The organism is Paraburkholderia ferrariae NBRC 106233 (assembly GCF_000685035.1).
In the GTDB taxonomy this organism is placed as follows: Bacteria; Pseudomonadota; Gammaproteobacteria; order Burkholderiales; family Burkholderiaceae; genus Paraburkholderia; species Paraburkholderia ferrariae.
Window position 1 is genome coordinate 129,511 of the sequence record NZ_BAYB01000028.1, and the last position, 25,939, is coordinate 155,449.

General features: G+C 62.4%; 38 protein-coding genes. 2 read left to right on the forward strand and 36 right to left on the reverse strand.

The annotated features are described in order from the left end of the window. Positions 1-15 precede the first annotated feature (15 nt). The 5 genes from msrQ to BFE01S_RS26670 form a co-directional block, all read right to left on the reverse strand. Positions 16-762: a protein-methionine-sulfoxide reductase heme-binding subunit MsrQ gene (gene msrQ, locus BFE01S_RS26650; protein ID WP_028228135.1), complete on the reverse strand. Its 747-nt coding sequence runs from the start codon at positions 760-762 to the stop codon at positions 16-18. A gap of 21 nt (positions 763-783) precedes the next feature. Next, complete coding sequence (gene msrP / locus BFE01S_RS26655) at positions 784-1,785, reverse strand: protein-methionine-sulfoxide reductase catalytic subunit MsrP (protein WP_028228136.1); 1,002 nt, start codon at positions 1,783-1,785, stop codon at positions 784-786. 138 nt (positions 1,786-1,923) lie between these two features. Continuing rightward, entirely contained in the window at positions 1,924-3,156 is a 1,233-nt protein-coding gene (ccsB, locus tag BFE01S_RS26660) for a c-type cytochrome biogenesis protein CcsB (RefSeq protein ID WP_028228137.1), read from the reverse strand. A gap of 4 nt (positions 3,157-3,160) precedes the next feature. After that, positions 3,161-5,419, reverse strand: a complete 2,259-nt coding sequence (locus BFE01S_RS40300; protein ID WP_084170180.1) for a cytochrome c biogenesis protein ResB — start codon at positions 5,417-5,419, stop codon at positions 3,161-3,163. A 130-nt stretch (positions 5,420-5,549) separates the two neighbouring features. Continuing rightward, complete coding sequence (locus BFE01S_RS26670; protein ID WP_028228138.1) at positions 5,550-6,212, reverse strand: c-type cytochrome; 663 nt, start codon at positions 6,210-6,212, stop codon at positions 5,550-5,552. Between the two features lie 235 nt (positions 6,213-6,447). Between BFE01S_RS26670 and yihA the strand changes: the two genes are divergently transcribed. Together yihA and hemB are read left to right on the forward strand one after the other, a co-directional pair. Next, the gene (gene yihA, locus BFE01S_RS26675) at positions 6,448-7,119 is read left to right on the forward strand and encodes a ribosome biogenesis GTP-binding protein YihA/YsxC (protein ID WP_028228139.1); all 672 of its coding nucleotides are present in this window, start codon (positions 6,448-6,450) and stop codon (positions 7,117-7,119) included. Positions 7,120-7,454: 335 nt separating this feature from the next. Further along, the gene (hemB, locus tag BFE01S_RS26680; RefSeq protein WP_028228140.1) at positions 7,455-8,453 is read left to right on the forward strand and encodes a porphobilinogen synthase; all 999 of its coding nucleotides are present in this window, start codon (positions 7,455-7,457) and stop codon (positions 8,451-8,453) included. A gap of 109 nt (positions 8,454-8,562) precedes the next feature. Here hemB and dsbD read toward each other — a convergent pair whose 3' ends face one another. From dsbD to rpsJ, 31 genes are all read right to left on the reverse strand, one after another. Continuing rightward, entirely contained in the window at positions 8,563-10,476 is a 1,914-nt protein-coding gene (gene dsbD / locus BFE01S_RS40305) for a protein-disulfide reductase DsbD (RefSeq protein ID WP_084170181.1), read from the reverse strand. Beyond that, the gene (cutA, locus tag BFE01S_RS26690; protein ID WP_174464468.1) at positions 10,469-10,780 is read right to left on the reverse strand and encodes a divalent-cation tolerance protein CutA; all 312 of its coding nucleotides are present in this window, start codon (positions 10,778-10,780) and stop codon (positions 10,469-10,471) included. Before cutA ends, dsbD begins: the two co-directional genes overlap by 8 nt. A 225-nt stretch (positions 10,781-11,005) precedes the next feature. Next, positions 11,006-11,398: a 50S ribosomal protein L17 gene (gene rplQ / locus BFE01S_RS26695; RefSeq protein ID WP_027797304.1), complete on the reverse strand. Its 393-nt coding sequence runs from the start codon at positions 11,396-11,398 to the stop codon at positions 11,006-11,008. Positions 11,399-11,536: 138 nt separating this feature from the next. Beyond that, positions 11,537-12,514, reverse strand: a complete 978-nt coding sequence (locus BFE01S_RS26700; protein ID WP_028228142.1) for a DNA-directed RNA polymerase subunit alpha — start codon at positions 12,512-12,514, stop codon at positions 11,537-11,539. Between the two features lie 124 nt (positions 12,515-12,638). Next, complete coding sequence (gene rpsD / locus BFE01S_RS26705; protein ID WP_028228143.1) at positions 12,639-13,262, reverse strand: 30S ribosomal protein S4; 624 nt, start codon at positions 13,260-13,262, stop codon at positions 12,639-12,641. A 159-nt stretch (positions 13,263-13,421) separates the two neighbouring features. Continuing rightward, on the reverse strand, positions 13,422-13,826 hold the full coding sequence (rpsK, locus tag BFE01S_RS26710) for a 30S ribosomal protein S11 (protein WP_017777173.1): 405 nt from the start codon (positions 13,824-13,826) through the stop codon (positions 13,422-13,424). Positions 13,827-13,854: 28 nt separating this feature from the next. Beyond that, a complete protein-coding gene (gene rpsM, locus BFE01S_RS26715) occupies positions 13,855-14,220 on the reverse strand; it encodes a 30S ribosomal protein S13 (RefSeq protein WP_028228144.1) in 366 nt (121 codons plus the stop codon). Between the two features lie 35 nt (positions 14,221-14,255). Further along, positions 14,256-14,372 carry a 50S ribosomal protein L36 gene (rpmJ, locus tag BFE01S_RS43445; protein ID WP_027819338.1) on the reverse strand — a complete coding sequence of 39 codons (117 nt, stop codon included), beginning with the start codon at positions 14,370-14,372 and terminating at the stop codon, positions 14,256-14,258. Between the two features lie 20 nt (positions 14,373-14,392). Continuing rightward, positions 14,393-14,611: a translation initiation factor IF-1 gene (gene infA, locus BFE01S_RS26725; protein WP_004521905.1), complete on the reverse strand. Its 219-nt coding sequence runs from the start codon at positions 14,609-14,611 to the stop codon at positions 14,393-14,395. 9 nt (positions 14,612-14,620) lie between these two features. Beyond that, positions 14,621-15,967 carry a preprotein translocase subunit SecY gene (gene secY / locus BFE01S_RS26730; RefSeq protein WP_028228145.1) on the reverse strand — a complete coding sequence of 449 codons (1,347 nt, stop codon included), beginning with the start codon at positions 15,965-15,967 and terminating at the stop codon, positions 14,621-14,623. Positions 15,968-16,026: 59 nt separating this feature from the next. Next, a complete protein-coding gene (gene rplO / locus BFE01S_RS26735) occupies positions 16,027-16,461 on the reverse strand; it encodes a 50S ribosomal protein L15 (protein ID WP_028228146.1) in 435 nt (144 codons plus the stop codon). A gap of 33 nt (positions 16,462-16,494) precedes the next feature. Continuing rightward, entirely contained in the window at positions 16,495-16,677 is a 183-nt protein-coding gene (gene rpmD, locus BFE01S_RS26740; RefSeq protein WP_028228147.1) for a 50S ribosomal protein L30, read from the reverse strand. A gap of 11 nt (positions 16,678-16,688) precedes the next feature. Next, positions 16,689-17,207 carry a 30S ribosomal protein S5 gene (gene rpsE / locus BFE01S_RS26745; RefSeq protein WP_028228148.1) on the reverse strand — a complete coding sequence of 173 codons (519 nt, stop codon included), beginning with the start codon at positions 17,205-17,207 and terminating at the stop codon, positions 16,689-16,691. A gap of 14 nt (positions 17,208-17,221) precedes the next feature. Then, positions 17,222-17,587: a 50S ribosomal protein L18 gene (rplR, locus tag BFE01S_RS26750; protein WP_028228149.1), complete on the reverse strand. Its 366-nt coding sequence runs from the start codon at positions 17,585-17,587 to the stop codon at positions 17,222-17,224. Between the two features lie 12 nt (positions 17,588-17,599). Further along, entirely contained in the window at positions 17,600-18,130 is a 531-nt protein-coding gene (gene rplF, locus BFE01S_RS26755) for a 50S ribosomal protein L6 (protein WP_028228150.1), read from the reverse strand. An 18-nt stretch (positions 18,131-18,148) separates the two neighbouring features. Further along, positions 18,149-18,544 (reverse strand): 30S ribosomal protein S8, encoded by a 396-nt coding sequence (gene rpsH / locus BFE01S_RS26760; protein WP_028228151.1) that lies wholly within the window; start codon positions 18,542-18,544, stop codon positions 18,149-18,151. Between the two features lie 14 nt (positions 18,545-18,558). Then, positions 18,559-18,864, reverse strand: a complete 306-nt coding sequence (gene rpsN / locus BFE01S_RS26765; RefSeq protein WP_028228152.1) for a 30S ribosomal protein S14 — start codon at positions 18,862-18,864, stop codon at positions 18,559-18,561. A gap of 7 nt (positions 18,865-18,871) precedes the next feature. After that, complete coding sequence (gene rplE, locus BFE01S_RS26770; protein WP_028228153.1) at positions 18,872-19,411, reverse strand: 50S ribosomal protein L5; 540 nt, start codon at positions 19,409-19,411, stop codon at positions 18,872-18,874. Positions 19,412-19,427: 16 nt separating this feature from the next. Further along, positions 19,428-19,736, reverse strand: a complete 309-nt coding sequence (gene rplX, locus BFE01S_RS26775) for a 50S ribosomal protein L24 (RefSeq protein WP_028228154.1) — start codon at positions 19,734-19,736, stop codon at positions 19,428-19,430. A 9-nt stretch (positions 19,737-19,745) separates the two neighbouring features. Then, positions 19,746-20,114, reverse strand: coding sequence for a 50S ribosomal protein L14 (rplN, locus tag BFE01S_RS26780; protein ID WP_028213345.1), 369 nt, complete (start codon positions 20,112-20,114; stop codon positions 19,746-19,748). Between the two features lie 359 nt (positions 20,115-20,473). After that, a complete protein-coding gene (gene rpsQ, locus BFE01S_RS26785) occupies positions 20,474-20,746 on the reverse strand; it encodes a 30S ribosomal protein S17 (protein WP_028228155.1) in 273 nt (90 codons plus the stop codon). Further along, the gene (gene rpmC / locus BFE01S_RS26790; protein ID WP_028228156.1) at positions 20,743-20,937 is read right to left on the reverse strand and encodes a 50S ribosomal protein L29; all 195 of its coding nucleotides are present in this window, start codon (positions 20,935-20,937) and stop codon (positions 20,743-20,745) included. The genes rpsQ and rpmC overlap by 4 nt, the downstream gene beginning before the upstream one ends. A gap of 10 nt (positions 20,938-20,947) precedes the next feature. Next, a complete protein-coding gene (rplP, locus tag BFE01S_RS26795) occupies positions 20,948-21,364 on the reverse strand; it encodes a 50S ribosomal protein L16 (protein WP_027797288.1) in 417 nt (138 codons plus the stop codon). 2 nt (positions 21,365-21,366) lie between these two features. After that, entirely contained in the window at positions 21,367-22,161 is a 795-nt protein-coding gene (rpsC, locus tag BFE01S_RS26800; protein WP_028228157.1) for a 30S ribosomal protein S3, read from the reverse strand. A gap of 11 nt (positions 22,162-22,172) precedes the next feature. Continuing rightward, positions 22,173-22,502: a 50S ribosomal protein L22 gene (rplV, locus tag BFE01S_RS26805; RefSeq protein WP_004199272.1), complete on the reverse strand. Its 330-nt coding sequence runs from the start codon at positions 22,500-22,502 to the stop codon at positions 22,173-22,175. A 12-nt stretch (positions 22,503-22,514) separates the two neighbouring features. Then, positions 22,515-22,790, reverse strand: coding sequence for a 30S ribosomal protein S19 (gene rpsS, locus BFE01S_RS26810; protein ID WP_027797286.1), 276 nt, complete (start codon positions 22,788-22,790; stop codon positions 22,515-22,517). Positions 22,791-22,800: 10 nt separating this feature from the next. After that, entirely contained in the window at positions 22,801-23,628 is an 828-nt protein-coding gene (gene rplB, locus BFE01S_RS26815) for a 50S ribosomal protein L2 (RefSeq protein ID WP_028228158.1), read from the reverse strand. A 2-nt stretch (positions 23,629-23,630) separates the two neighbouring features. Beyond that, a complete protein-coding gene (rplW, locus tag BFE01S_RS26820; RefSeq protein ID WP_027797284.1) occupies positions 23,631-23,945 on the reverse strand; it encodes a 50S ribosomal protein L23 in 315 nt (104 codons plus the stop codon). Continuing rightward, positions 23,942-24,562, reverse strand: a complete 621-nt coding sequence (gene rplD / locus BFE01S_RS26825) for a 50S ribosomal protein L4 (protein WP_028213350.1) — start codon at positions 24,560-24,562, stop codon at positions 23,942-23,944. The genes rplW and rplD overlap by 4 nt, the downstream gene beginning before the upstream one ends. Then, positions 24,562-25,221, reverse strand: coding sequence for a 50S ribosomal protein L3 (gene rplC, locus BFE01S_RS26830; RefSeq protein WP_028228159.1), 660 nt, complete (start codon positions 25,219-25,221; stop codon positions 24,562-24,564). The genes rplD and rplC overlap by 1 nt, the downstream gene beginning before the upstream one ends. 210 nt (positions 25,222-25,431) lie before the next feature. Next, positions 25,432-25,743, reverse strand: a complete 312-nt coding sequence (gene rpsJ / locus BFE01S_RS26835; RefSeq protein ID WP_017777154.1) for a 30S ribosomal protein S10 — start codon at positions 25,741-25,743, stop codon at positions 25,432-25,434. Between the last annotated feature and the right edge of the window lie 196 nt (positions 25,744-25,939).

A 25,939-nucleotide genomic window follows, 5' to 3' on the forward strand; every position in this document is an offset into this window, starting at 1 on the left:
CGAGACGTACCGCGCCTACACAGACCGCGTCCCGCCGCCCGCGCCCGCCCGATATCGCGCGAGGAGCCACGCCCCCACCCGCCAGCCCAGCAGCACAATCACGATCGCCGCATAGAGCTTCGGCTGGGCGAGATCGTGCTTGCCCGCCTTCATCCACCAGAAGTGCAGGATCGCCAGCACGCCGATCGGATAGATCAGCCGATGCAGCGTCTGCCAGCGGCGCCCGAGCCGGCGCGCCATGCCGCGCGTCGAGGTGACGGCAAGCGGAATCAGCAGCACGAACGCCGCGAAACCCACCGTGATGAACGGCCGCTTGCCGACGTCCTTGAGCATCGCCGCCACGTCGAACCACTTGTCGAACCAGATATAGGTCGTGAAGTGGAGCGCGGCGTAGAAAAACGCATAGAGGCCGAGCATGCGGCGAAAGCGGATCAGCGTGTTCCAGCCCGTCAGCTTGCGCAGCGGCGTGACCGCCAGCGTGATGCAGAGGAACACGAGCGTCCAGAGGCCCGTCGAGCGCGTGATGAACTCGATCGGGTTCGCGCCGATCTGCCCGGTCACGCCAAAGAGGATGATGCGCGCGAGCGGATACCAGGCCGCCACGAACACGGCCACCTTCGCCCACGGCAGCCAGCGCGGCCCCGCGGGTGCTCCGGCGCGGACTTTCCCGGCCGGACGCTGCGCGGCCGCGCGCGGGGTTCCGGCCGTTGCCGCGGCGGGCGCGGTGCCGGGTGTCGTTGTCGATTCCATCGGTTGCTCCATGACTGCCTCGGGGCTTGCGCGTCAGAAGTTCTTGCGCAGATCCATGCCCTGATACATCGACGCCACCAGGTCGCCGTAGCCGTTGAACATGAGCGTCTTGCGCTTGGGCGTGAAGAAGCCGTCCTCGCCGATGCGCCGCTCCGTGGCCTGGCTCCAGCGCGGGTGATCGACGTTCGGATTCACGTTCGAGTAAAAGCCGTACTCGTTCGCAGCATAGGTGTTCCAGCTCGTCGGCGGCTGCGCCTCCACGAAGCGGATCTTCACGATCGACTTGGCGCTCTTGAAGCCGTACTTCCACGGCACGACGATACGCACGGGCGCGCCGTTCTGGTTCGGCAGCACCTGGCCGTAGAGGCCCACCGTGAGCAGCGTGAGCGGGTTCATGGCTTCATCCATGCGCAGGCCTTCGGAATACGGCCAGTCGAGAATCGGCTGCGCGAGGCCCGGCATCTGCGAAGGGTCAGCCAGCGTGATGAACTGCACGTAGCGCGCGTTGCCGGTGGGCTGCGCGCGGCGGATCAGTTCGGACAGCGGCACGCCGATCCACGGAATCACCATCGACCAGCCTTCCACGCAGCGGTGCCGGTACACGCGTTCTTCGAGCGGCGCGAGCTTGAGAATCTCGTCGATGTCGTACACCTTTGGGTTCTTCACCTCGCCCTCCACGCTCACCCGCCACGGGCGCGGCCGCAGCGTGTGCGCGTTCTCGGCCGGATCGCTCTTGTCGGTGCCGAACTCGTAGAAGTTGTTGTAGGTGGTGACATCCTTGTACGGCGTCGCCTTGTCGAGCGCGACGAATTTCGCGTCAGTCTTTGCCGCGAGCTTTTGCGCCCTGGGGTCGGGCGACGAATACTCGGCGAACGCACGCGTGGCGCCGAATGGCCCCGCAATGCCGCCGAGCGCGAGCGCACCCGCTGCCTGCAGCAGGCGTCTGCGCTGCTCGAATACCTTTTGAGGCGTGATCTCGCTCGCGGCGATGTCGTCGCCATTGAGGAGGATCCTGCTGCTGCGCCTGGTCCACATAGTGCCACTCCTTGTCGTTCGGGCCGCCACTGTCCACATCGGGACTAACACGCGGGCTACCCGAACCTTCCTTGGGAACGAAAAAAAACCGCCGGTGCGAAGCATCCGACGGTTAGTTCGTCCTGCGGGCGGAGAAAGTTACAGCTTGCCGTAACTATGGAGGCCCGACAGGAACATGTTCACGCCCAGGAAGGCGAACGTGGTCACGAGCAGGCCGGTGAGCGCCCACCAGGCGGCGATCCCGCCCCGCAGGCCCTTCATGAGCCGCATGTGCAGCCAGGCTGCGTAGTTGAGCCAGACGATCAGCGCCCAGGTTTCCTTGGGGTCCCAGCTCCAGTAGCCGCCCCACGCCTGCGCGGCCCAGAGCGCGCCGAGAATCGTCGCGATGGTGAAGAACGCGAAGCCGACGGCGATCGACTTGTACATGACGTCGTCGAGCACGTCGAGTTCGGGCAGGCGGTCCGCCAGCACGCCGCGCTCCTTCATCAGGTAGGCCACGCCGACCATCGCCGAAAGCGCGAAGCTGCCGTAGCCGATGAAGTTCGCCGGCACGTGGATCTTCATCCACCAGCTTTGCAGCGCGGGCACGAGCGGCTGGATCTGCTGGGCGTCGCGCGAGATCGAGTACCACATCAGGAAGCCCACGGCCGCGCTGATCACGAGCAGCACGAAGGCGCCGAGCGCGCGCGTGTTGTAGTGCCTTTCGTAATACAAATAAAAGAGCGCCGTGATGAGGCTGAACAGCACGAACACTTCGTAGAGGTTCGAGATGGGGATATGGCCCACATCCGCGCCGATCAGGTAGGACTCGTACCAGCGCACCATCAGGCCGACGAAGCCCATCAGCACCGCAGCCCACGTGAGCCGCGAGCCGATCGCGCCGCCCGTTGCCGAGCGCGACACGAGGCCGATCCAGTAGAACAGCGTGGCGAGCACGAAGAGCGCGCTCATCCACAGGATGGCCGACTGGCTCGACAGGAAGTATTTGAGGAAGAACGCCGAATCCGCGCGCGCAAGATCCCCCTGATAGAGCTGGATCGCGCCGATCGAGAGCACCGCGATCGAGGCCATCAGGAGGCGCGACGGCTTCCAGCGCCAGCCCAGCACGACGAGCGCCGGCACCGTGCCGCACAGCACCAGCTTGTCGTAGTAGTTCATGTGCGCGTGGTAGCGCGAGAGCGCGAAACCCGCGCCCCCCACCAGCGCAAGCGCGAACAGCCAGTCCACGACCGACAGGCGGCGCAGGAAAGGGCGTTCGTCGAAGAGCGCGTCTTGAAGGGCGTCGTGCGCGCTGTCGCGCGCACCGCCTGCCGCCGCCGGGCGGCTCGTGCGCCGGGCGTTTGCGGAAGAGGAAACCTGGGTCAAGTCCATGGGCTTACCGGTGTTGATCGTCAGAATCCGTGGATCGAAGCGCACGGTCCGGCCCGCTTTCATCGCCCCCGCCGTCCTTGCCGCCGGACTCAGCCTGGGGCGCCACGCCCAGCGCGCGGCCTACCGCGTCGCGGGTGCGGGCAAACTCCTTTTCGAAGTCGAGGGTCCGGCGTGCGGTCGACATGGCCATGATGACATCCACGCCGTGACCATTCTTGTCCCTGTCTGCATCCTTGAGCCAGAACCACAGCCGCCGCTCGCGCACGTAGAACATCGAAAAGATGCCCAGCACGAGGAGCAGGCTGCCAAGATACACGACTTTCTTGCCCGGTGCGCGCGTCAACTGAAATACCGAAGCTTGCACCTGCCTGAATGAATCGAGCTGTAGATAGACGGGCGCGCCGTACAGGAAGCTGTCCGAAATCGCGTTGATCGAATCCTGCACGAAACGCGCGGAATCGGCGTCGGGCTTGAGATCGGGCTCGCCCGCCTGCTCGCGCGCAAGTTGCCAGAGATCCCACGTCGCGCCTTCCAGCATGCGCAGCAGCAGGCCCGCGGCCTTCTCCTGCTGGTCCTTCGGCACCGACTTGTCGATGAAGGCCGCTACCGCCTGGAAGCCGCCTGCGTCCTGCGGGTCCACGGGCTTCACGCCCGGCTGGCCCGTGCCCGCAAACAGGGTCAGCACGCGCAGGGCGCTGTCCTCCAGATGCTGCTGGAGTTCCTTGTTCGAATCGGGGACCGAGCGCGCCGCAAAGCGCTGCGCCGCCTCGGCGCGCAGTTTCGGGTCTTCGAGCCCGGCGCGCAGCAGCATCCACTCCTTCGGCGTGCCGCCCGCATCGGCGGGAATGCGCAGATAACGGAACGGATCGTCGGGGTTATCGCGCATGCCCGCGAGGAACATGCGCGCGCCGCCTACGTCGACGGGCAGCATGTAGTTGTTGTACTCGCGCGCCTGGCCGTCCTTGTCGCGGATCTTGTACTGCACCGAAGGCCCGATGTTGTGCAGGTCGAGCGGCTTCGACGACTTCGCGCCCGAGCCGAGGCGCTCGTCGAACGCCTCCTTGAACGACTGGTGCGCCACGCCGCGCACGTCGTTCGCGCCGCTGCCGTTCGAGATGTTCTCCACGTTGATGGCGCGAAAATCGGCGAACTCGATGGTCTGGCCATCGACGCCCGGCACCGCTTCGTCCGCCGGAAGCTTCAGCGGCGAGGTGTTGCCGATCGTGCCGCCCACCGGGAAGCTCTGCGCGCTCGCGCCGGCCATCGGCCAGGCCGTCATCGACATCTGCGAGCCGCCGTCCTGGAAGCTCGACTGATAGATCGACACGCCGTCGTACTCGAACGGCTTGTTCACCTCGACGCGCGCCGGTATGCGCTGGCCGGTCTTGTGGTCGATCACGACGATGTCGCTCGCGAACAGCTTGGGCATGCCGGTCGAGTAGTAATCGACGATGAACTTGTTCAACTGGATCGAGAACGGCAGGTCCTGGATCAGCGAGCCGTCGGGCTGGTTCAGGATCGCCGTCGAGACGTACTGGCCCTCGGGCACCCACGCGTAGCCGCGGAAGGTGGGATTCGAGGCGGCGAGCCGGTGGTCGGGCGCGATGTCGTTGATGACGGCGTTGCTGCGGATCGGCGTCTTGTCGAAGAGCCACATCTGGAATTTGATGGGCAGATTGCTGTCGAGCAGGCCGCCGAGGCAGATCACCACGATCGCGAGGTGAGCGAAGATGTAGCCGATCTTCGTGAGCGCGCCGCGCTTGGCGGCGATGAGCGTGGCGCCCTCGGACTCGCGCACGACGAGGCGGTAGCCGAGCCGCTCGACGAGCTTGCGCAGCGTCGCGGCGGTCTGCTCGCGCGAGGCGTCCGCAAGCGCGAACTCGCCCTTGTGATGGAACGCGCGCAGGCTGCCTTCGCGGACCTTGTCCTTCCAGCTCTTCACGTCGGCGACCATCTTCGGCGCGTTGCGGATCACGCACAGCGAGATCGACACGATGAGAAAGCCGAGAATCATCATGAACCACCAGGCGCTATAGACCGTGTAGAGGCTCAGCGACCGGAAGATGTCGGCCCAGAACGGGCCGAACTGGTTGACGTAATTGGGGTACGGATCGTCCTGCGTCAGCACCGTGCCGATGATGCTCGCGATGGCCAGCACCACGAGCAGCGCGATGGCGAAACGCATCGAACTGATCAGCTCGACCGCGCTTCGCACCGCCTTCTGGCGTACGTTCAACTCCAAACCCGAGGTGGTGACGCTCATTCAAACTCCGCTTCTAACGGCGATCCGATCTTCGCCAGACAGCAAAAAAGGGTGACGGGCCACCGCTCGCACACGGCGCCTTCACCCTTTTTCTTGTTCTTCGCCCCGCCGGCGTAATCGACGCCGGCCGTTAATGCAGGCCCGCCGCGTAGTCGGCCACGGCCTTGATTTCGTCGTCCGACAGCCGGTGCGCGATCGTGTGCATCGCCTCGTTGTTGTTGCGCGTGCCCTGCTGGAAGGCGTCGAGCTGCGCGACGACGTACTCCGACCACTGACCCGAAAGGCGCGGATACTGGATCGGAATGCCCTGCCCGGTAGGCCCGTGGCAAGCCGCGCACGCCGGCACGCCCCTGTCGGCGATCCCCGCGCGCCAGATCGTCTGGCCGAGCGGCACGGTTTTCGCATCGTGCGCGTAGCCGGGCTTCGGTGTCTGCGAGGCGAACCAGGCAGCGACGTTGATCATATCCTGATCCGACAGCGCCGAGGCGAAGCCCGCCATAATCGCGTTATTACGCGCAGGGGGCTTGCCACCCTGCGATTTGAAGTCTTTGAGTTCTTTGACGAGATATTCGGCGTGCTGGCCGGCGAGCTTGGGATAGGCGCCGCCGGTGCTGTTGCCGTCCGCGCCGTGGCAGGCTGCGCACACCTGGGAGGCGATGGCCTGGCCGCGGGCAATGTCCGGTTTGGCCGGATCGGCTGCCGCCGTTTGTGCCGCCATCATCGTAAGACCTGCTGTCAAACCCGCCGCTATCGCAAATTCAAGCACCTTCAAGGACTTGCCCAGTCGATTCATTCGCGCACCTTGTTTCGTCTTGTGGGAATCAGGTTCTGCAAAGTACGACAGCGACCGATCTACCTCGAAAGGCCCGCGCTGGCCTCACGGGTATTCAGTAAACCATCGCATTGTACAATAGCGCGGTGGACGCAACCGCGCCAGTCGGGCCTCGCCCCGATATCTCCGATTCCCTCCCGGCCGCCTCCGGGCCCGCGGCAAAGCCGCGACGTTGTCTCATATTGTGGTTTCCCAGATGGCATTCCTGCTGCATCAAGCCCGCTTTTTCACGACGGTGAACCACCTGCGCGACCTGCCCGCCACCGCGCGGCCGGAAATCGCGTTCGCCGGCCGCTCGAATGCCGGCAAGTCCACCGCGATCAATCTGCTGTGCAACCAGAAGCGCCTCGCCTTCGCCTCGAAGACGCCGGGCCGCACCCAGCACATCAACTATTTCTCGGTAGGCCCGGAGGACGATCCCGTCGGCTATCTGGTGGACCTGCCGGGCTACGGCTATGCCCAGGTGCCGGAGGCGTCGAAGGCACACTGGGAAATGCTGTTGTCCCAATATCTGGCCACGCGCGCCCAGTTGTGCGGCCTGATCCTGATGATGGACGCGCGCCGCCCGCTCACCGAACTCGACCGCCGCATGATCGAGTGGTTCGCTCCCACGGGCAAACCGATCCACGCGCTCCTCACCAAATGTGACAAATTGACGCGTCAGGAATGCACGCTCTCGCTGCGCACGACGAAGAAGGCCTTCGAGGAATATCGTCAGCAGGGCTATGAAGGCAAGTTGACCGCGCAACTCTTCTCGGCGCTCAAGCGCGTCGGCCTCGAGGAGGCGCACGCCTTGATCGAAAGCTGGCTCGTGCCGGTCGCCGGCGGCGAGCCTGCAGGCGAAGCCGCCCAAGGCCCCGCCGCTTAACGATATTTCTGCGGGCGAGTGTGCGGCAGCGCACACGGAACGCCCGGCCGCACCCCTTTTTCGCAGACCCGCTGGCACCCGCCACAGGTTCGGCCGCGCCCGTTTTGCCCGCGCTCTGCACATTTCGGCTGCACATAAAAAAACCCGCCGTAAGTGCCGGCGGGTTAAACAGCCTTATCGAAAAACGACAGGCACCCGCTCAGGGAGGAGAAGCGGGGAGTCCGGCGCAGAGCGCCTCGCTCGATCGGTATGATATACCATTGTCCTGGAAAGTTTCCGGAGCCCCGGGAACGCAGTTCGATACACCGCAGTTCGATCCAGATCTATCCGCCGACATGAGCTTCTATCCGCATCATCGTCCGCGCCGCATGCGCCGTGACGACTTCTCGCGCCGCCTGATGCGCGAAAATCTTCTCACCACCAACGATCTGATCTACCCGGTATTCGTCGTCGCCGGCAACAACGTGCGAGAAGCCGTGCCGTCCATGCCCGGTGTCGATCGCGTGTCGATCGACCTCCTGATGGGCGTCGCCGGGCAATGCGTCGAACTCGGCGTGCCGGTGCTCTCGCTCTTCCCCGCGGTGGACCCGGCACTGAAGACACCGGACGGCATCGAAGCGACGAACCCCGATGGCACGATCCCGCGCGCCGTGCGCGAACTGAAGAAGCACTTCCCGGATCTGGGCGTGCTGTGCGATGTCGCGCTCGACCCGTACACGAGCCACGGCCAGGATGGCGTGCTCGACGAAAACGGCTACGTGATCAACGACGAAACCGTCGAGATCCTCGTCGCGCAGGCGCGCACGCAGGCCGAGGCGGGTGTCGATATCGTGGCGCCCTCCGACATGATGGACGGCCGTATCGGCGCCATTCGCGAGATGCTGGAAAGCGAGAACCACATCCATACGAAGATCATGGCCTATTCGGCCAAATATGCTTCGGCGTTCTATGGACCGTTCCGCGACGCGGTGGGCTCGGCCTCGAATCTGGGCAAGAGCAACAAGATGACCTACCAGATGGACCCGGCCAACTCCGACGAGGCACTGCGCGAAGTGCGCCTCGATATCGAGGAAGGCGCGGACATGGTGATGGTCAAGCCCGGCATGCCGTATCTCGACATCCTGCGGCGCGTGAAGGACGAGTTCCGCTACCCGACCTACGTGTACCAGGTGAGCGGCGAGTACGCGATGCTCAAGGCCGCCGCGCAAAACGGCTGGCTCGACCACGACAAGGTGATGATGGAATCGCTGCTCGCGTTCAAGCGCGCAGGCGCCGATGGCATTCTCACGTACTTCGCGCTCGACGCCGCCCGGCTGCTGCGCGCGCAGAAGTAAAACCCGCTGTTAAGTCCTCCGAAGCAAACCGCACATAGAAAAAGGGCACGTCGATCAAGACGTGCCCTTTTCTCTTTACGCGAGCCGAGCCGCTATCGAACGGAATCGATCAGGACTGCGGAACAGGCGACGCTGCCGGCGCCTGAAACTGATCGAGGCGCGCGAGGAAGCGGTCCGCGCTCTCGTAGCCCACCACGCGCAGCACTTCGTGGCCCTTGTCGTCGAAGAAGATGATGCCGGGCGGCCCGAACAGGCCAAAGCGCTTGAGCAACGCCTGGTCGGCAGGGTTGTTCGCGGTGACGTCGGCGCGCAGCAGGTCGAATTGCTTGAGCCGTGCCGCGACGCGCGGATCGCTGAACGTGAACTTCTCCATCTCCTTGCAGCTTACGCACCAGTCCGCGTAGAAGTCGAGCATCGAGCCTTTGCCCGAGGTCCCCAAAGCTGCGTCGAGCTGTGCCGGTGTGGCCACCGTAGCGAAGGCCAGTGCGCCGGCAGCCGGTCCGTTCGGCGAGGCGGCCACGCCGGCGGCCACTCCCGCGCCGTCCATGCGCGCGGCCAGCACGCCGAGCGGGCGCAGCGGATCGGTGGAACCCGCTGCGAGACCGACCAGCAGCGTTGCCGCCCAGATCGCGAAGGCCGCACCCACGCCCCGGCCCAGGCGCCGCCAGACGCCCTGCCCACCCCCATGCGGCGAGAAGAGCCCGAGCGCGGCAGCGGCAAGCAGGAGCCACAGCGCGCCAAGCAGCATCTGCGCCGTGGCGCCAAGCACCGGCCAGACGATCCACAGCGCGGCCGCCAGCAGCACGACGCCGAAGAACACCTTCACGCCTTCCATCCAGGTGCCCGCGCGCGGCAACAGCGTGCCCGCGCCAAGCCCGATAATCATGAGCGGCACGCCCAGACCGATCCCCATTGCGAAGAGCGCGGCGCCGCCCAGCACGGCATTGCCCGTGTGCGCGATAAACGCGAGCACGGCGAAAAGCGGCGCAGTCATGCAGGCGCCCACGACGAGTGCGGAGATCGCCCCCATTGCCGCGACGGCGGCGAACTTCCCGCCCGAGCGCCCCTGCGAGGCACGCGAGGCGCCGTCCTGCCAGCGTTGCGGCAAGACGATGTCATAGCCGGCGATGAGCGTCACGGCGAACGCGGTGAGCAACAGCGCGAACGCGCCCAGCACCCAGGGGTTCTGCAGCCAGGCCCCCAGACTCTGGCCGACGAGCGCCGCCGCGATGCCCAGCACGGTATAGACGAGCGCCATGCCGAGCACGTAGACAAACGAGAGCGTGAAACCGCGCGCACGCGTCACGCGCGCGCCCTCGCCGACAATGATCGCCGAGAGAATCGGGATCATCGGATACGAGCACGGCAGGAGGCTCAGCACGATGCCCGCGACGAAGTACAGGCCGACCACGGCGAACAAGCCACCGCCCTGAAGCAGCGACTGCGCGTAGTCCGCGCTCGTCGCGCGCTCGTACCAAGGTTCGCTCGCGGCGGCGGCCGGTGCCGCTGCGCTTTGCCCCGCGCCGACACCCTGGGTCGTGCCCGAGGCAGCCGCCTGCAGCGCGGCACCGCTCACGCGATAAACGTGCTCGGCGGGCGGATAGCAGACGCCCGCGTCGGCACAGCCCTGCGATGTCACGGCCAGGTCGAACGGACCGCTCGCACTTTTCACCGGCACGCGGATCGTCAGCTCGTTGCGGTAGGTCTCGACGTTCTTCTGGAAGGTCGGGTCGAACTTGACGTGCCCGGGCGGAATATCGGGCGTACCGAGTGTGGCCGTACCGTTGCGCGTCGCGAAGGCGAAGCGTTCGCGGTACATGTAGTAGCCGTCGGCGATCTTGAAGTGCACGTCCACTTCGCCCGGCTGCTCGGCCGCGCTGAAGCTGAACGCCTGATCGGGCGGCAGGAAATCGTCGTCGGCATGAGCAGGCGGCGCCGCGACCAGCAATGAAAGCGTGCAGCAGACAAGCGCGAGCAGGAGAGGCAAACCGGCGCGCACGCGCCGTTCGAAACGGTTAAACATGAATGGGACGCTGGGTTTCGGCATTGACCCACTGTCCGTACGCGTTCGACGCGCTCACCTGCCACGAGAGGATCTCGGGCGTGTCGTAGGGATGCCGGGTCTGGATGAACTGTTCGAGTTCGGCCGCGCGGGCCACGCTCGTCTTGAAAAGCAACGGGATTTCGTCGGCGGATTCGAGCTTGCCCTGCCAGTGATACTGCGAATGGACCGCACCCTGCCGCGTCACGCAGGCAGCAAGCCGCTGCGCCAGCGCGTCCGCGGCCAGGCGGTCGGCCGTTGCGGCGTCGGGCACCGTGGTCAGCATCAAGGTCACATTGAGGGTCACGTCGAACTCCGGCGCGAAATTTCACGCAGGACGTTATCGTACCACCGGCCGCCCTGGCCTTCCGGCCGCGCCCGGCAACGGGGGACGATGCAAGGCAAACGCCGGCCGTGCGCGTTTATTCCGCGCCTCAAAACAAAAAAGCCAGGCAAGGCCTGGCTTTTCTGCATAACGTCGGTGCGCAACGGCGCGAGCGCCGCCGGAAGCTTATTCCGCTTCTTGCACGTTCTCTTCCGCCACTTCCGGACGGTCGAGCAGCTCGACGAGCGCCATCGGTGCGTTGTCGCCGACGCGGAAGCCGAACTTCAGGATGCGCAGGTAGCCGCCCGGACGGTTCGCGAAACGCGGACCGAGCACGTCGAACAGCTTCGTGACCGAGTCACGATCGCGCAGGCGGTTGAACGCCAGACGGCGGTTCGCGAGCGACGGCTTCTTGCCGAGCGTGATGAGGGGCTCGACAACCTTACGGAGTTCCTTCGCCTTCGGCAGCGTCGTCTTGATGACTTCGTGCTCGATCAGCGAGTTGGACATGTTACGGAGCATTGCCAGACGGTGGCTGCTCGTGCGGTTCAGTTTCCGCAGACCATGACGGTGACGCATTTCAGTTTCCTTGAAACAAAGTTTTGATCCAGCTCTTCTATCGCCTTGCTGGGATTGTTACCCCCAAGGCACGGGCCGGTACGTGAAAAAGGCAAGACGCGGATTCTAAAGGAAAATCCGCGCCCTTGCCACCTACAATTACTTGTCGAGACCAGCCGGCGGCCAGTTTTCGAGCTTCATGCCGAGCGTGAGACCGCGCGAAGCGAGCACTTCCTTGATCTCGTTGAGCGACTTGCGACCCAGGTTCGGGGTCTTGAGCAGCTCGTTCTCGGTGCGCTGGATCAGGTCGCCGATGTAGTAGATGTTCTCGGCCTTCAGGCAGTTCGCCGAGCGAACCGTGAGTTCGAGATCGTCCACCGGACGCAGCAGGATCGGGTCGATCTGCGGTGCGCGCGACGGGGCTTCCGCCGCCGTTTCCGTGCCTTCCAGAGCAGCGAACACCGACAGCTGATCCACGAGGATGCGCGCCGACTGGCGGATCGCTTCCTCAGGCGAGATCACGCCGTTGGTTTCGATGTTCATCACGAGCTTGTCGAGGTCGGTACGCTGTTCGACACGCGCGCTTTCCACGGCGTAGCTCACGCGGCGAACCGGCGAGAACGACGCGTCCAGCACGATACGGCCGATGATCTTGGCCGACTCTTCGCCGTAGCGGCGCACGTTGCCCGGCACATAGCCGCGGCCCTTTTCGACCTTGATCTGGACGTCGAGCTTGCCGCCCTTCGTCAGGCGCGCGATCACGTGATCCGGGTTGATGACTTCGCAGTCGTGCGACAGTTCGATGTCGCCCGCCGTCACGACGCCTTCGGTTTCCTTGCGCAGCGTAACCGTCACTTCGTCACGGTTATGCAGCTTGAACACCACACCCTTCAGGTTCAACAGCAGGTTGACCACGTCCTCTTGCACACCATCGAGCGTCGAATACTCATGCACGACGCCTGCGATCGTCACTTCGGTCGGCGCGTAGCCCACCATCGACGACAGCAGCACGCGCCGAAGCGCGTTACCCAAGGTGTGGCCATAACCGCGTTCGAACGGCTCCATGACCACTTTCGCGTGGTTGTCGCCGAGCGATTCCACAGCGATGATCTTGGGTTTCAACAAACTGGTTTGCATAGGTTTTCCTTTTCAATACCCTCGGCTCGTTACACCGATAAGGCTGAGATGGCAACAACCTGAAAAAAACAGCCGAGGCTCCCTCCTGCGCGAAGCACAGAGGTGACCCCGGCCGTCAATCCGATTAGCGCGAATACAATTCGACGATCAGGCTTTCGTTGATGTCGCCAGCGATGTCGCTGCGATCCGGCACGCTCTTGAACGTACCTTCGAACTTCTTCGCATCGACAGCGACCCAGCCCGGCATGCCGCCTTGCTCGGCCAGCGACAGGGCTTCGAGGATACGAGCCTGCTTCTTGGCCTTTTCGCGGATGGCGACGACGTCGCCTGCCTTGACCTGCATCGACGGGATGTTCGCGACGACGCCGTTCAGCGTGAGAGCCTTGTGGCCCACGAGCTGGCGCGCTTCAGCGCGGGTCGAGGCGAAGCCCATGCGGTACACGACGTTGTCGAGACGCGACTCGAGCAGTTGCAGCAGGTTTTCGCCGGTGTTGCCCTTGCGGCGGTCCGCTTCCGCGAAGTAGCGGCGGAACTGACGCTCGAGCACGCCGTAGATGCGCTTGACCTTCTGCTTTTCGCGCAGCTGCGTGCCGTAGTCGGACGTGCGGGCGCCCGAGGTGCGGCCGTGCTGACCCGGCTTGCTGTCGAGCTTGCACTTGTCGGCGAGCGAGCGGCGTGCGCTCTTCAGGAAGAGGTCGGTGCCTTCACGGCGGGACAGCTTGGCCTTCGGGCCGATATAACGTGCCACGTTGCTTTCCTTCGATAATGAATCACGCGGGAGCGGGGGACACCCTGCCTACGCGCTAGTCCGGCTCTTTGAACCGAACGGTGGGCTTAGTCAATTCAATAACGCCGAGAGCCTGCACACGCCTTGCCGGCGGTACAGGCAAACGGCTAACGCGACGCCTTAGATACGACGGCGCTTCGGCGGACGGCAGCCGTTGTGCGGAACCGGCGTCACGTCGGAGATCGCGGTGATCTTGATGCCAAGACCGTGCAGCGCGCGCACCGCCGATTCGCGACCCGGGCCGGGGCCCTTGATTCGCACTTCGAGGTTCTTCACGCCGTATTCCATCGCCACGCGGCCAGCCGACTCGGCTGCGACCTGAGCTGCGAACGGGGTCGACTTGCGCGAACCCTTGAAGCCCTGGCCACCCGAGGTCGCCCAGGCAAGCGCGTTGCCTTGACGATCGGTGATCGTGATGATGGTGTTGTTGAACGACGCGTGAACGTGAACCACGCCCTCGGCGACGTTCTTCTTAACCTTCTTGCGAACGCGTTGCGCCGCGGTGTTGTTCGAAGCCTTAGCCATTACGTTTTCCTGTAACTGTCAGTTCCGCTTACTTCTTCAGCGACTGCGCTGCGCGGCGCGGACCCTTGCGCGTACGTGCGTTGGTACGCGTACGCTGGCCACGCAGGGGCAGGCCCTTGCGATGGCGCACGCCGCGGTAGCAGCCGAGGTCCATCAGGCGCTTGATGTTCATCGTCACTTCACGGCGCAGATCGCCTTCGACGACAAACTTGCCCACTTCCTCACGCAGCTTTTCCAGATCCGCGTCGTTCAGGTCCTTGACCTTCTTGTCAAACGGGACACCAGCGGACACGCAGATGTTGCGCGAACGCGTGCGGCCGATACCGAAAATTGCCGTCAGGCCGATTTCCGTGTGCTGGTGGTTCGGGATGTTAACCCCTGCGATACGAGCCATTGTTTTTCCTCAAACAAAAAGCGCAAGCGCGCTAATCAGCCTTGACGCTGCTTGTGGCGCGGGTCCGAGCTGCAGATCACGCGAACGACGCCGTTGCGCTTGATGATTTTGCAGTTACGGCAAATGCGCTTTACCGATGCCATCACTTTCATGATATTACCCTTTTTCTAAATCACTTCGCCCGGAACACGATCCGCGCACGCGACAGATCGTAAGGCGTCAATTCAACCGTCACCTTGTCGCCCGGGAGAATGCGGATGTAGTGCATCCGCATTTTTCCGGAAATATGTCCCAAAACGACATGGCCATTTTCCAGCTTCACCCGGAAGGTCGCATTGGGGAGGTTTTCGATAACCTCACCCTGCATCTGGATTACATCGTCTTTGGCCATAGGTCCTTTTTAACGCATCGGGACGCCGCCACCCTTGAAGTTAGCCTTCTTGAGCAGCGATTCATATTGTTGCGACATCACGTACGACTGCACCTGCGCCATGAAGTCCATTGTGACGACGACAATGATCAGCAGCGACGTTCCGCCGAAATAAAACGGCACATTCCAGCGCAGCACCAGAAATTCCGGCAGCAGGCAAACGAACACGATATAGATCGCACCGGCCAGCGTGAGACGCGTGAGGATGCGGTCGATATAGCGGGCCGTTTGATCGCCAGGACGGATACCCGGTACGAACGCGCCACTCTTTTTCAGGTTGTCGGCCGTCTCCCTGCTGTTGAACACCAGTGCGGTGTAGAAAAAGCAGAAGAACACGATCGCCAACGCGTACAGCAACACATACACAGGCTGGCCGGGCTTGAGGGCTTCGGCCACGTTGTGCAGCGTGTCCGCGAACCAGCTGTTTCGCGAACCCGAACTGAACCAGTTCAGGACTGTCGCCGGGAACAGGATGATCGACGACGCGAAGATCGGCGGAATCACACCCGACATGTTCAGCTTCAGCGGCAGGTGGGACGACTGCCCGCCGTAAATCTTGTTGCCGACCTGACGCTTCGCATAGTTCACGAGGATCTTGCGCTGGCCGCGTTCGATGAACACCACCAGATACGTCACCGCCGCGATCAGCACGACCACCAGGATGGCGGAGAACGGACCCATCGAGCCGGTCTGCACCAGCGAGAACAGGCCGCTGACCGCATTCGGGAAGCCCGCTGCGATCCCGCCGAAGATGATGATCGAGATGCCGTTGCCGAGGCCGCGTTCCGTGATCTGCTCACCAAGCCACATCAGGAACATCGTGCCGGTCACGAGCGTCACGACCGTCGTCAGGCGGAACACCATCCCCGGATCGATCACGAGCGCCGGCTGGTTTTCCAGCGCGACTGCGATGCCGAACGCCTGGAACGTCGCCAGCACCACCGTGAAGACCCGCGTGTACTGCGTGATCTTGCGTTGTCCTGCCTGCCCTTCCTTCTTCAGCGCTTCCAGCTGCGGCGAGACGATCGCCATCAGCTGCAGGATGATCGAGGCCGAGATATACGGCATCACACCCAGCGCGAAGATCGTGAACCGCGACAGCGCGCCACCCGAGAACATGTTGAACATGCCAAGAATGCCGCCCGCCTGGCTCTGGAAGAGCTTCGCCAGCTGGTCCGGGTCGATGCCCGGCACCGGAATATGCGCGCCGATGCGATAAACGACCAACGCCAGCAGCAGGAACACTGCACGCCGGCGCAGGTCGCCGAACTTCGGAGCGCTGCGACCGGTTTTTGCGAGACTCGGGCTAGTAGCCAAGTAGCTTCTCCGATGCAGATGCTAGTGACGGCGGGCGAACCCGCGCGCACCACTCACAATCACTCGGCAAAAGAACCGCCTGCTGCTTCAATCGCAGCACGCGCATTCTTCGTCGCACCCAGACCCTTGACCACGACCTTGCGCTTGATTTCGCCGGTGGCGATGATCTTTGCGCTCCGGGTCAGTTCGCCAACGAGGCCTGCCTGCTTCAGCGCCAGCAGATCGATTTCGTCGACCGGCAGCTTTTCGAGGTCGGCGAGGCGCACTTCACCCACGAATTCCTTCGTGAGCGAGGTGAAGCCGCGCTTCGGCAGACGACGCTGCAGAGGCATCTGGCCGCCTTCGAAGCCAACCTTGTGGAAGCCGCCCGAACGCGATTTCTGACCCTTGTGACCACGGCCGGCAGTCTTGCCGAGGCCGGAGCCGATGCCGCGACCGACGCGACGCTTTGCGTGCTTCGCGCCTTCTGCCGGCTTCAGGTTATTCAATTCCATTTTCAACTCCTGGAGTCTTTGGTCCGCGTGCGCTTAACCGATGACCTTAACGAGGTACGAGACCTTGTTGATCATGCCGCGCACAGCCGGCGTGTCCTGCAGCTCGGAAACCGAGTTCAGGCGGCGCAGGCCGAGACCGCGCACGGTGGCACGGTGCGATTCGCGGGTCCCAATCAGGCTCTTGACGAGCTGAACCTTGACAGTATTTTCAGACATGGTGCCCACCCTTAGCCCAGAATTTCTTCGACGGACTTGCCGCGCTTCGCCGCGATGTCAGCCGGGGTGGACTGCTTGCGCAGGCCGTCCAGCGTCGCACGAACGAGGTTGTACGGGTTCGTCGAACCGTGGCTCTTGGCCACGACGTTCTGCACGCCCATCACGTCGAACACCGCGCGCATCGGGCCGCCGGCGATCACGCCGGTACCGTCCTTCGCCGGAGCGAGGAGGACCTTCGAAGCGCCATGCTGGCCGTGCACTTCATGTTGCAGCGTGCCGTTCTTCAGGGGCACCTTGAACATGTTGCGGCGAGCTTGTTCCATCGCCTTCTGGACAGCGACCGGCACTTCCTTCGCCTTGCCCTTGCCCATACCGACGCGGCCATCACCGTCGCCAACCACGGTCAGTGCGGCGAAGCCGAGAATACGGCCACCCTTCACGACCTTGGTCACGCGATTGACCGAAATCATTTTTTCGCGAAGGCCGTCGTCGCGTTCGTCAGCCTGAACTTTCGCTTGCATCTTTGCCATGACGAATTCCTTCCTTAGAACTTGAGCCCGGCTTCGCGCGCAGCCTCAGCCAGCGCCTTCACGCGGCCGTGGTAGCGGAAACCCGAGCGGTCGAAGGCGACGGATTCGATGCCGGCAGCCTTGGCCTTTTCTGCGATACGCTTGCCGATCAGCGTGGCAGCGGCGACGTTGCCGCCCTTGCCCGACTGGTCAGCCAGTTGCGCACGCACTTCGGCTTCGAGCGTCGACGCACTGGCGAGCACCTTGGTGCCGCAGGGCGAGAACACTTGCGCATAGATGTGCGTGTTCGTGCGATGCACGGCCAGGCGCGCGACCTGCAGCTCAGCGATCTTGAGACGCGTCTGACGAGCGCGGCGCAGGCGAGATTGAGTCTTATCCATGATTGCGCACCCTTACTTCTTCTTCGTTTCTTTGAGGATCACAACCTCGTCGGCGTAACGCACACCCTTGCCCTTGTAGGGCTCAGGCGGGCGATAACCGCGCACTTCGGCAGCGGTCTGGCCAACTTTCTGCTTGTCGATCCCCTTGATCACGATTTCCGTTTGCGACGGGGTCTCGGCCTTGATGCCTTCCGGCATCTGGTGCACCACCGGGTGCGAGAAACCCAGCGACAGGTTCAGCTTGTCGCCTTGCGCCTGAGCACGGTAACCGACGCCAACCAGCGTCAGCTTGCGCTCGAAGCCCTTCGTCACGCCTTGCACCATGTTCGCGACAATCGCGCGCATCGTGCCCGACATCGCATTCGCTTCGCGGCTTTCGTCGGTCGGCTCGAACTTCAGCGTGCCGCTGTCGTTCACCACCTTCACGAGGCGGTTCGCTGCCTGCGAAATCGTACCCAGCGGGCCCTTGACGGTAATCTTCTCGTCGCTGAGCGTCGCCTCTGCGCCTTGCAGCGCGATCGGGCTCTTACCTACTCGAGACATGTTTCTTCTCCTTCGGCGTTAAGCGACGTAGCAGATGACTTCGCCACCCACGCCATTGGCGCGAGCCTTGCGGTCCGTCATCACACCCTTGGGCGTCGACACGATCGCAACGCCCAGGCCGTTCATGACCTGCGGGATGTCGTTGCGGCCGCGGTACACGCGCAGACCCGGCTTCGAGACGCGCTCGAGGCGCTCGATAACGGGACGGCCAGCGTAGTACTTCAACGCGATGTTCAATTCCGACTTCGCACCTTCGGTCTTCACCGCGAAGTCGTCGATATAACCTTCGTCCTTCAGGACCTGCGCGATCGCAATCTTGACTTTCGACGAGGGCATTTGCACCGAAACCTTCTCGACCATCTGCGCATTGCGGATGCGAGTCAGCATATCGGCGATAGGATCACTCATGCTCATTTATGTTTCTCCTATTACCAGCTCGCCTTGGTGACGCCAGGGATCTCACCACGGAACGCGATTTCACGAATCTTGTTACGTGCGAGACCGAACTTACGGAAGGTGCCGCGCGGACGACCCGTGATCGCGCAGCGGTTACGCTTGCGGGTCGGGTTCGAGTTGCGGGGCAGCTGTTGCAGTTCGAGGCGAGCTGCGTAGCGTTCTTCTTCCGACTTGCTTTGGTCGTCGATGATCGCCTTCAGCGCTGCGCGCTTCGGCGCAAATTTCGCTGCCAGACGAGCGCGCTTCTTTTCACGTTCGATCAGTGCCAGTTTAGCCACGGTAACCTCAGTTTCTGAACGGGAACTTGAAGCCGGCGAGCAGTGCCTTTGCTTCTTCGTCGGTCTTCGCGGTCGTCGTGATGCTGATGTTCAGCCCACGCAGCGCGTCGATCTTGTCGTAGTCGATTTCGGGGAAAATGATCTGCTCTTTCACACCGATGTTGTAGTTACCACGGCCATCGAACGCCTTGCCCGACACACCGCGGAAGTCGCGCACGCGGGGCAGCGCAACCGTCACGAAACGATCGAGGAATTCGTACATTGCCTGGCCACGCAGCGTGACCATCGTGCCGATCGGATAACCTTCGCGGATCTTGAAGCCGGCGATTGCCTTGCGCGACTTCGTGATAACCGGCTTTTGGCCGGCGATCTTGGTGAGGTCGCCAACGGCGTGCTCGAGGACCTTCTTGTCAGCGACGGCTTCGCCAACACCCATATTCAGGGTGATCTTGGTGAGGCGCGGCACTTCCATGATCGACTTGTAACCGAACTTCTCGATCAGGCCGGGAACGACCTTCTCTTTATAAAATTCTTGCAAACGTGCCATTTTTTACTCCGCAGCGTCAGGCGCTCAGAACAGCACCGGTCGTCTTCAGGAAACGGACCTTCTTGTCCCCTTCGACCTTGATGCCCACGCGCGACGGCTTGCCGTTCGCGTCGACCAGCGCGACGTTCGAAATCTGAATCGGCATCGCCTTGGCTTCCACGCCGCCCGTCGTACCCTTCATCGGGTTCGGCTTCACATGCTTCTTGGCGATGTTGATGCCTTCGACGGTGACGCGCTCTTCACCAACGGCCAGCACGACGCCGCGCTTGCCCTTGTCCTTGCCGGTGATGACGATGACTTCGTCACCCTTGCGAATCTTGTTCATCGCGACTCCTTACAGCACTTCCGGCGCCAGCGAAACGATCTTCATGAATCGTTCGCTACGCAGCTCACGCGTAACCGGCCCGAAAATGCGGGTGCCGATCGGCTCAAGCTTGGTGTTCAAAAGCACGGCGGCGTTGCCATCGAACTTGATCAGCGAGCCGTCTTGACGGCGCACGCCCTTCGCAGTGCGAACCACAACAGCGTTGTAGATTTCGCCCTTCTTCACGCGCCCACGCGGCGTTGCTTCCTTGACGCTCACCTTGATGATGTCGCCAATGCTGGCATAACGACGCTTCGAGCCGCCGAGCACCTTGATGCACATGACTTCACGTGCACCCGTGTTGTCGGCCACTTCAAGCCGAGTTTCGGTCTGGATCATGGTTTATCTTTCCCAACTTAATCCGGTCGCGCCACCATGGCACATCCGGTCAGTCTTGGTCCCGTCAGCCGCGCCGCCACTAGAACGACCGCTCAGCTGCTTGGGTTAGAACAGCAGCGACGGCAAACGAAACCGGCCATCGCATTCCGGTGAATCTTGCAGATCCGGGCTGGCGCCCGAACCACCTCCCCCACTACTTTTGCCCGCTGCTTTGCCAACAACGAGCCCATAAAGAGGGAAGACCAAGACTATAACTCGATAATCTTGGCCTAGCAAGCGAAATCGTTAGCGATTTCAACAACTTCTCCGCCCCGGGAGGTTTTGCAACCTGCGGCCCCGGGGTGGTGTTGCGTCACTGTTTAGATGACGCGTGCTGCTTCGATCAGCTTCGACACGGTCCAGGCCTTGGTCCGCGAAATCGGACGCGTTTCCTGGATTTCAACGAGGTCGCCCTCGTTGTACGTGTTCGACTCGTCGTGCGCGTGGTACTTCTTCGACTGCACGACGTACTTGCCGTAGATCGGGTGCTTGACGCGACGCTCGACCAGGACGGTGACCGTCTTGTCCATCTTGTTGCTGACGACCTTGCCGACCAGCGTCCGCTTAAGCGAGGTTTTCACGCTTTCGTTCATTTCTGGTTCGCCTTCTCAGTCAGGACGGTCCGCACACGTGCGATGTCGCGACGAACCTTCTTCAGCTGGCTCGTGTTCGTGAGCTGCTGGGTCGCGAGTTGCATGCGCAGGCCGAATTGCGCCTTCAGAAGGTCCGACAGCTCTTGATTGAGCGCGGCCTTGTCTTTCTGGTGAAGTTCGGATGCCTTCATCATTCACTCCTTAGGCGCCGAGCTGGCGAACCATGAAGACCGTCTTCAGCGGCAGCTTGGCTGCAGCCAGACGGAAGGCTTCACGGGCCAGTTCTTCGGACACACCGTCCATTTCGTACAGCATCTTGCCCGGCTGGATCTCGGCGACGTAGTACTCCGGGTTACCCTTACCGTTACCCATACGCACTTCTGCCGGCTTTTGCGAGATCGGCTTGTCCGGGAAAATGCGGATCCAGATGCGGCCGCCACGCTTGATGTGACGCGTCATTGCACGACGCGCCGCTTCAATCTGACGCGCGGTCAGGCGACCACGACCGATAGCCTTCAGGCCGTATTCACCGAACGACACTGCGTTGCCGCGAGTGGCGACGCCGGTGTTACGACCCTTCTGCTCTTTGCGATACTTCCTGCGTTTCGGTTGCAGCATCGTTATTCTCCAGTCTTGCCGTCACCGCCGGCAGCGCCACGGCGCGGGGCGCCACGACGGGCACCCGGTGCGCCTTCGCCATCACGGCGCGGACGACGATCGCCCGGGCGCGCGTTGCGGCGCGGACGCTTTTCTTCGGCGACTTCTTCCACCACCGGTGCGTCGTTGCGGCCGAGCGTATCGCCCTTGTAGACCCAAACCTTCACGCCGATGATGCCGTACGTCGTCTTGGCTTCCGAAGTTGCGTAGTCGATGTCGGCACGCAGCGTGTGAAGCGGCACTCGACCTTCGCGGTACCACTCGGTACGTGCGATTTCGATACCGTTCAGACGGCCGGCGCTCATGATCTTGATGCCCTGGGCACCCAGACGCATCGCGTTCTGCATCGCGCGCTTCATCGCGCGGCGGAACATGATCCGGCGCTCGAGCTGCTGCGTGATCGAATCGGCGATCAGTTGAGCATCGGTTTCCGGCTTGCGGATTTCCTCGATGTTCACGTGAACCGGAACGCCCATGCGCTTCTGGAGTTCGGCCTTGAGGAGTTCGATGTCCTCGCCCTTCTTGCCGATCACCACACCCGGGCGCGAGCTGTAAATCGTGATGCGGGCGTTCTTTGCCGGACGCTCGATCACAACACGGCCCACCGAAGCGTTCTTCAGCTTCTTCTTCAGGTATTCACGAACACCGATGTCTTCCTTCAACATCGCCGCGAAATTGTTGTTGTTCGCGTACCAACGCGAAGCCCAATTGCGGCTGACGGCCAAACGGAAGCCAGTCGGATGAATTTTCTGTCCCATCGTATGGCTCCTTAATTCCCGACCGTCACAGTGATGTGACAGGATTGCTTCTCGATGCGGTTGCCGCGGCCCTTGGCGCGCGCGGTGAAACGCTTCAGCGAAGCCGCCTTGTCGACGTAGATGCTCTTGATCTTGAGCTCGTCGATATCGGCGCCTTCGTTGTGTTCCGCGTTTGCGATCGCCGAGAGCACAACCTTTTTCACGATGCCGGCCGCTTTCTTCGGCGAGAACGTCAGAACGTTCAGTGCCTTGTCAACCGGCAGACCGCGGATCTGGTCAGCCACAAGGCGCGTTTTCTGCGCCGAGATGCGGGCACCGCGATGAATTGCCTTCACTTCCATCTTGATTGCCCCTTATTTCTTGGCCTTCTTGTCGGCCGCGTGACCCTTGAACGTACGGGTCAGTGCGAACTCGCCAAGCTTGTGGCCGACCATGTTTTCCGTGACATACACCGGAACGTGTTGACGGCCGTTATGCACGGCGATCGTCAGGCCGATGAAGTCCGGCAGGATCGTCGAACGACGCGACCAGGTCTTGATCGGTTTCTTGTCGCGCGTAGCTGCAGCCGCCTCAACCTTCTTCAGCAAATGGGCGTCGCAGAACGGACCTTTCTTGATAGAACGTGCCATTGCCTACTCCTTAACGCTTGTGACGGCGCTGGACGATCATGCTCGTCGTGCGCTTGTTGCTGCGGGTACGGTAGCCCTTCGTCGGCGTGCCCCACGGGCTCACCGGATCGCGACCAGCAGCTGTCTTGCCCTCACCACCACCGTGCGGGTGATCGACCGGGTTCATTGCAACGCCACGGACCGTCGGGCGGATACCGCGCCAGCGGTTCGCGCCAGCCTTACCGATTTGACGGAGGCTGTGCTCTTCGTTGCCGACTTCACCGATCGTCGCGCGGCACTCGACGTGCACGCGGCGGATTTCGCCCGAACGCAGACGAACCTGCGCGTAGACGCCTTCACGGGCCAGCAGCATTGCCGACGTACCAGCCGAACGCGCCATTTGCGCGCCCTTGCCCGGCAGCATTTCGATGCAGTGGATCGTCGTACCGACCGGGATGTTGCGGATCGGCAGGGCGTTGCCCGCGCGGATCGGCGCTTCCGAACCCGACATCAGCTGTTGACCCACCGTCGCACCCTTCGGAGCGATGATGTAGCGGCGCTCGCCGTCTGCGTACAGAACCAGCGCGATGTTCGCGCTACGGTTCGGGTCGTACTCGAGACGTTCGATCTTTGCCGGAATGCCGTCCTTGTTGCGACGGAAATCGATCACACGGTAGTGCTGCTTGTGACCGCCACCCTGGTGACGCGTCGTGATGTGACCGTTGTTGTTGCGGCCCGCCTTCGAGGATTGCTTTTCGAGCAGCGGCGCGTACGGCGCACCCGTGTGCAATTCCTTGTTGACGATCTTCACCATCGCGCGGCGACCGGGCGAAGTCGGCTTAACTTTCACGATTGCCATGATTACTTGGCCTCCGCTTCAAAGTTGATTTCCTGGCCGGGCTTCAGGCAGACGTACGCCTTCTTCACGTCCTTGCGCTTGCCGACGAAACGGCCGAAGCGCTTGTTCTTGCCCTTCTGGACCAGAACGTTGACGGAATCGACTTCCACCTTGAACAGCAGCTCGACAGCAGCCTTGACTTCCTGCTTGGTCGCGTCCGGCGCGACTTCGAACACGACTTGTTCGTTCTTGTCCGCCACCAGCGTCGCCTTTTCGGAGATCACCGGCGCGAGCAGGACCTGCATCAAACGATGATCGTTCTTGCGAATCTCGCTCATGACAGCAACTCCTCGATCTGGGCGACCGCAGCCTTCGTGATCAGAATCTTCTTGAAGTAGATCAGCGAGAGCGGGTCGGCGAAACGCGGCTCAACGACTGCCACGTGGGGCAGGTTGCGCGACGCGAGATACAGGTTCTCGTCGACCGTGTCGGTAATGACCAGCACGGATTCGAGACCCATGGCCTTGAACTTTTCGGCCAGCAGCTTCGTCTTCGGCGCTTCGAGCGAGAGCTCTTCCACGACCGAGATGCGGCCTTCGCGGGCCAGCTGCGAGAAGATCGAGCAGAGACCTGCGCGATGCATCTTCTTGTTGACCTTGTGCGAGAAGTTTTCTTCCGGCGAATTCGGGAAGATGCGACCACCGCCACGCCACAACGGGCTCGACGACATACCGGCACGAGCACGGCCCGTACCCTTCTGGCGCCACGGCTTCTTGGTGGTGTGCTTGACCTGCTCGCGATCCTTCTGCGCGCGGTTGCCGCTACGAGCGTTCGCCTGATAAGCGACGACGATCTGGTGAATCAGGGCTTCGTTGTAGTCACGGCCGAACACGACGTCCGACGCGTTGACTGCAGCACCTTCCTGACCATTAGCGTTCAGGAGCTTCAGTTCCATTATTGCGCTCCTTTCTTCACGCGGGCCTTGACGGCCGGCGTCACGAAAACCTTGCCGCCCTTCGCACCCGGAACAGCACCCTTCACGAGCAGCAGCTTGCGCTCTGCGTCGATACGTGCGATTTCGAGGTTTTGGACCGTCACGGTCTCGTCACCCATGTGACCGGTCATGCGCTTACCCGGGAACACGCGACCCGGATCCTGCGCCATACCGATCGAGCCCGGCACATTGTGCGAGCGCGAGTTACCGTGCGATGCACGGCCGGATGCGAAGTTGTAACGCTTGATGGTACCGGCGTAGCCCTTACCGATCGAGGTGCCTTGCACGTCGACCTTCTGGCCTTCCGAGAAGAGATCCACACCGATCACGGCGCCATTCGACAGCTCGGCGGCCTTTGCGGCGTCGATCTGGAATTCCTTGAGGATTTCACCGGCTTGAACGCCAGCTTTGGCGAGATGACCTGCGAGCGGCTTCGTCACACGCGATGCACGGCGCGTACCGAACGCAACCTGAACGGCCGTGTAGCCGTCGGTTTCAACAGTCTTGATCTGCGTCACGCGGTTGTCGGACACGTCCAGCACGGTAACGGGAATCGAGTCCCCATCGGCCGTGAAGATACGGGTCATGCCAACCTTGCGACCTACGAGTCCAAGGCTCATCGTTTTCTCCATTCCCGACTGCGATTGGTCGGGGCTAATTTACAAAGTACCGGTGCTTTTTCCTGCCCTTTTCGAGGTAAAGGCTCGATAGGGACACACCGATTTTTTGCGCAGATGCGCGAAAAGACGTCAAGTATAACGTCCTTTCTCGTTTTCCGCAAGCAATCAAAGACTTAGCACCGTCTGGCAATCCAGGCGGCGCCGGGGGTCTTACTGCAGCTTGATTTCGACGTCCACACCAGCCGGCAGATCGAGCTTCATCAGTGCGTCGACGGTCTTGTCCGTCGGGTCGACGATGTCCATCAGGCGCAGGTGGGTACGGATTTCGAGCTGATCGCGCGACGTCTTGTTGACGTGCGGCGAACGCAGGATGTCGAAACGCTGGATGCGCGTCGGCAGCGGCACCGGGCCACGTACGATTGCACCCGTCCGCTTCGCCGTATCGACGATCTCGGCAGCCGATTGGTCGATCAGGCGGTAGTCGAAAGCCTTCAGGCGAATACGGATTTTTTGGTTCTGCATGACAATTCCTTGAAAAGAGCGAGGCGGACTTGCTCCGCCAGACTAGATAAAGAGCGTAGGCCTTTCCCGCGGCGGAGAGCCGCAGGAAAGGCCCGGGTACTGCACAGCTTCTACAGCAAGCCGACTATTCTACTCGATTTACTCGATAACCTTTGCAACGACACCGGCACCGACGGTACGGCCACCTTCGCGAATC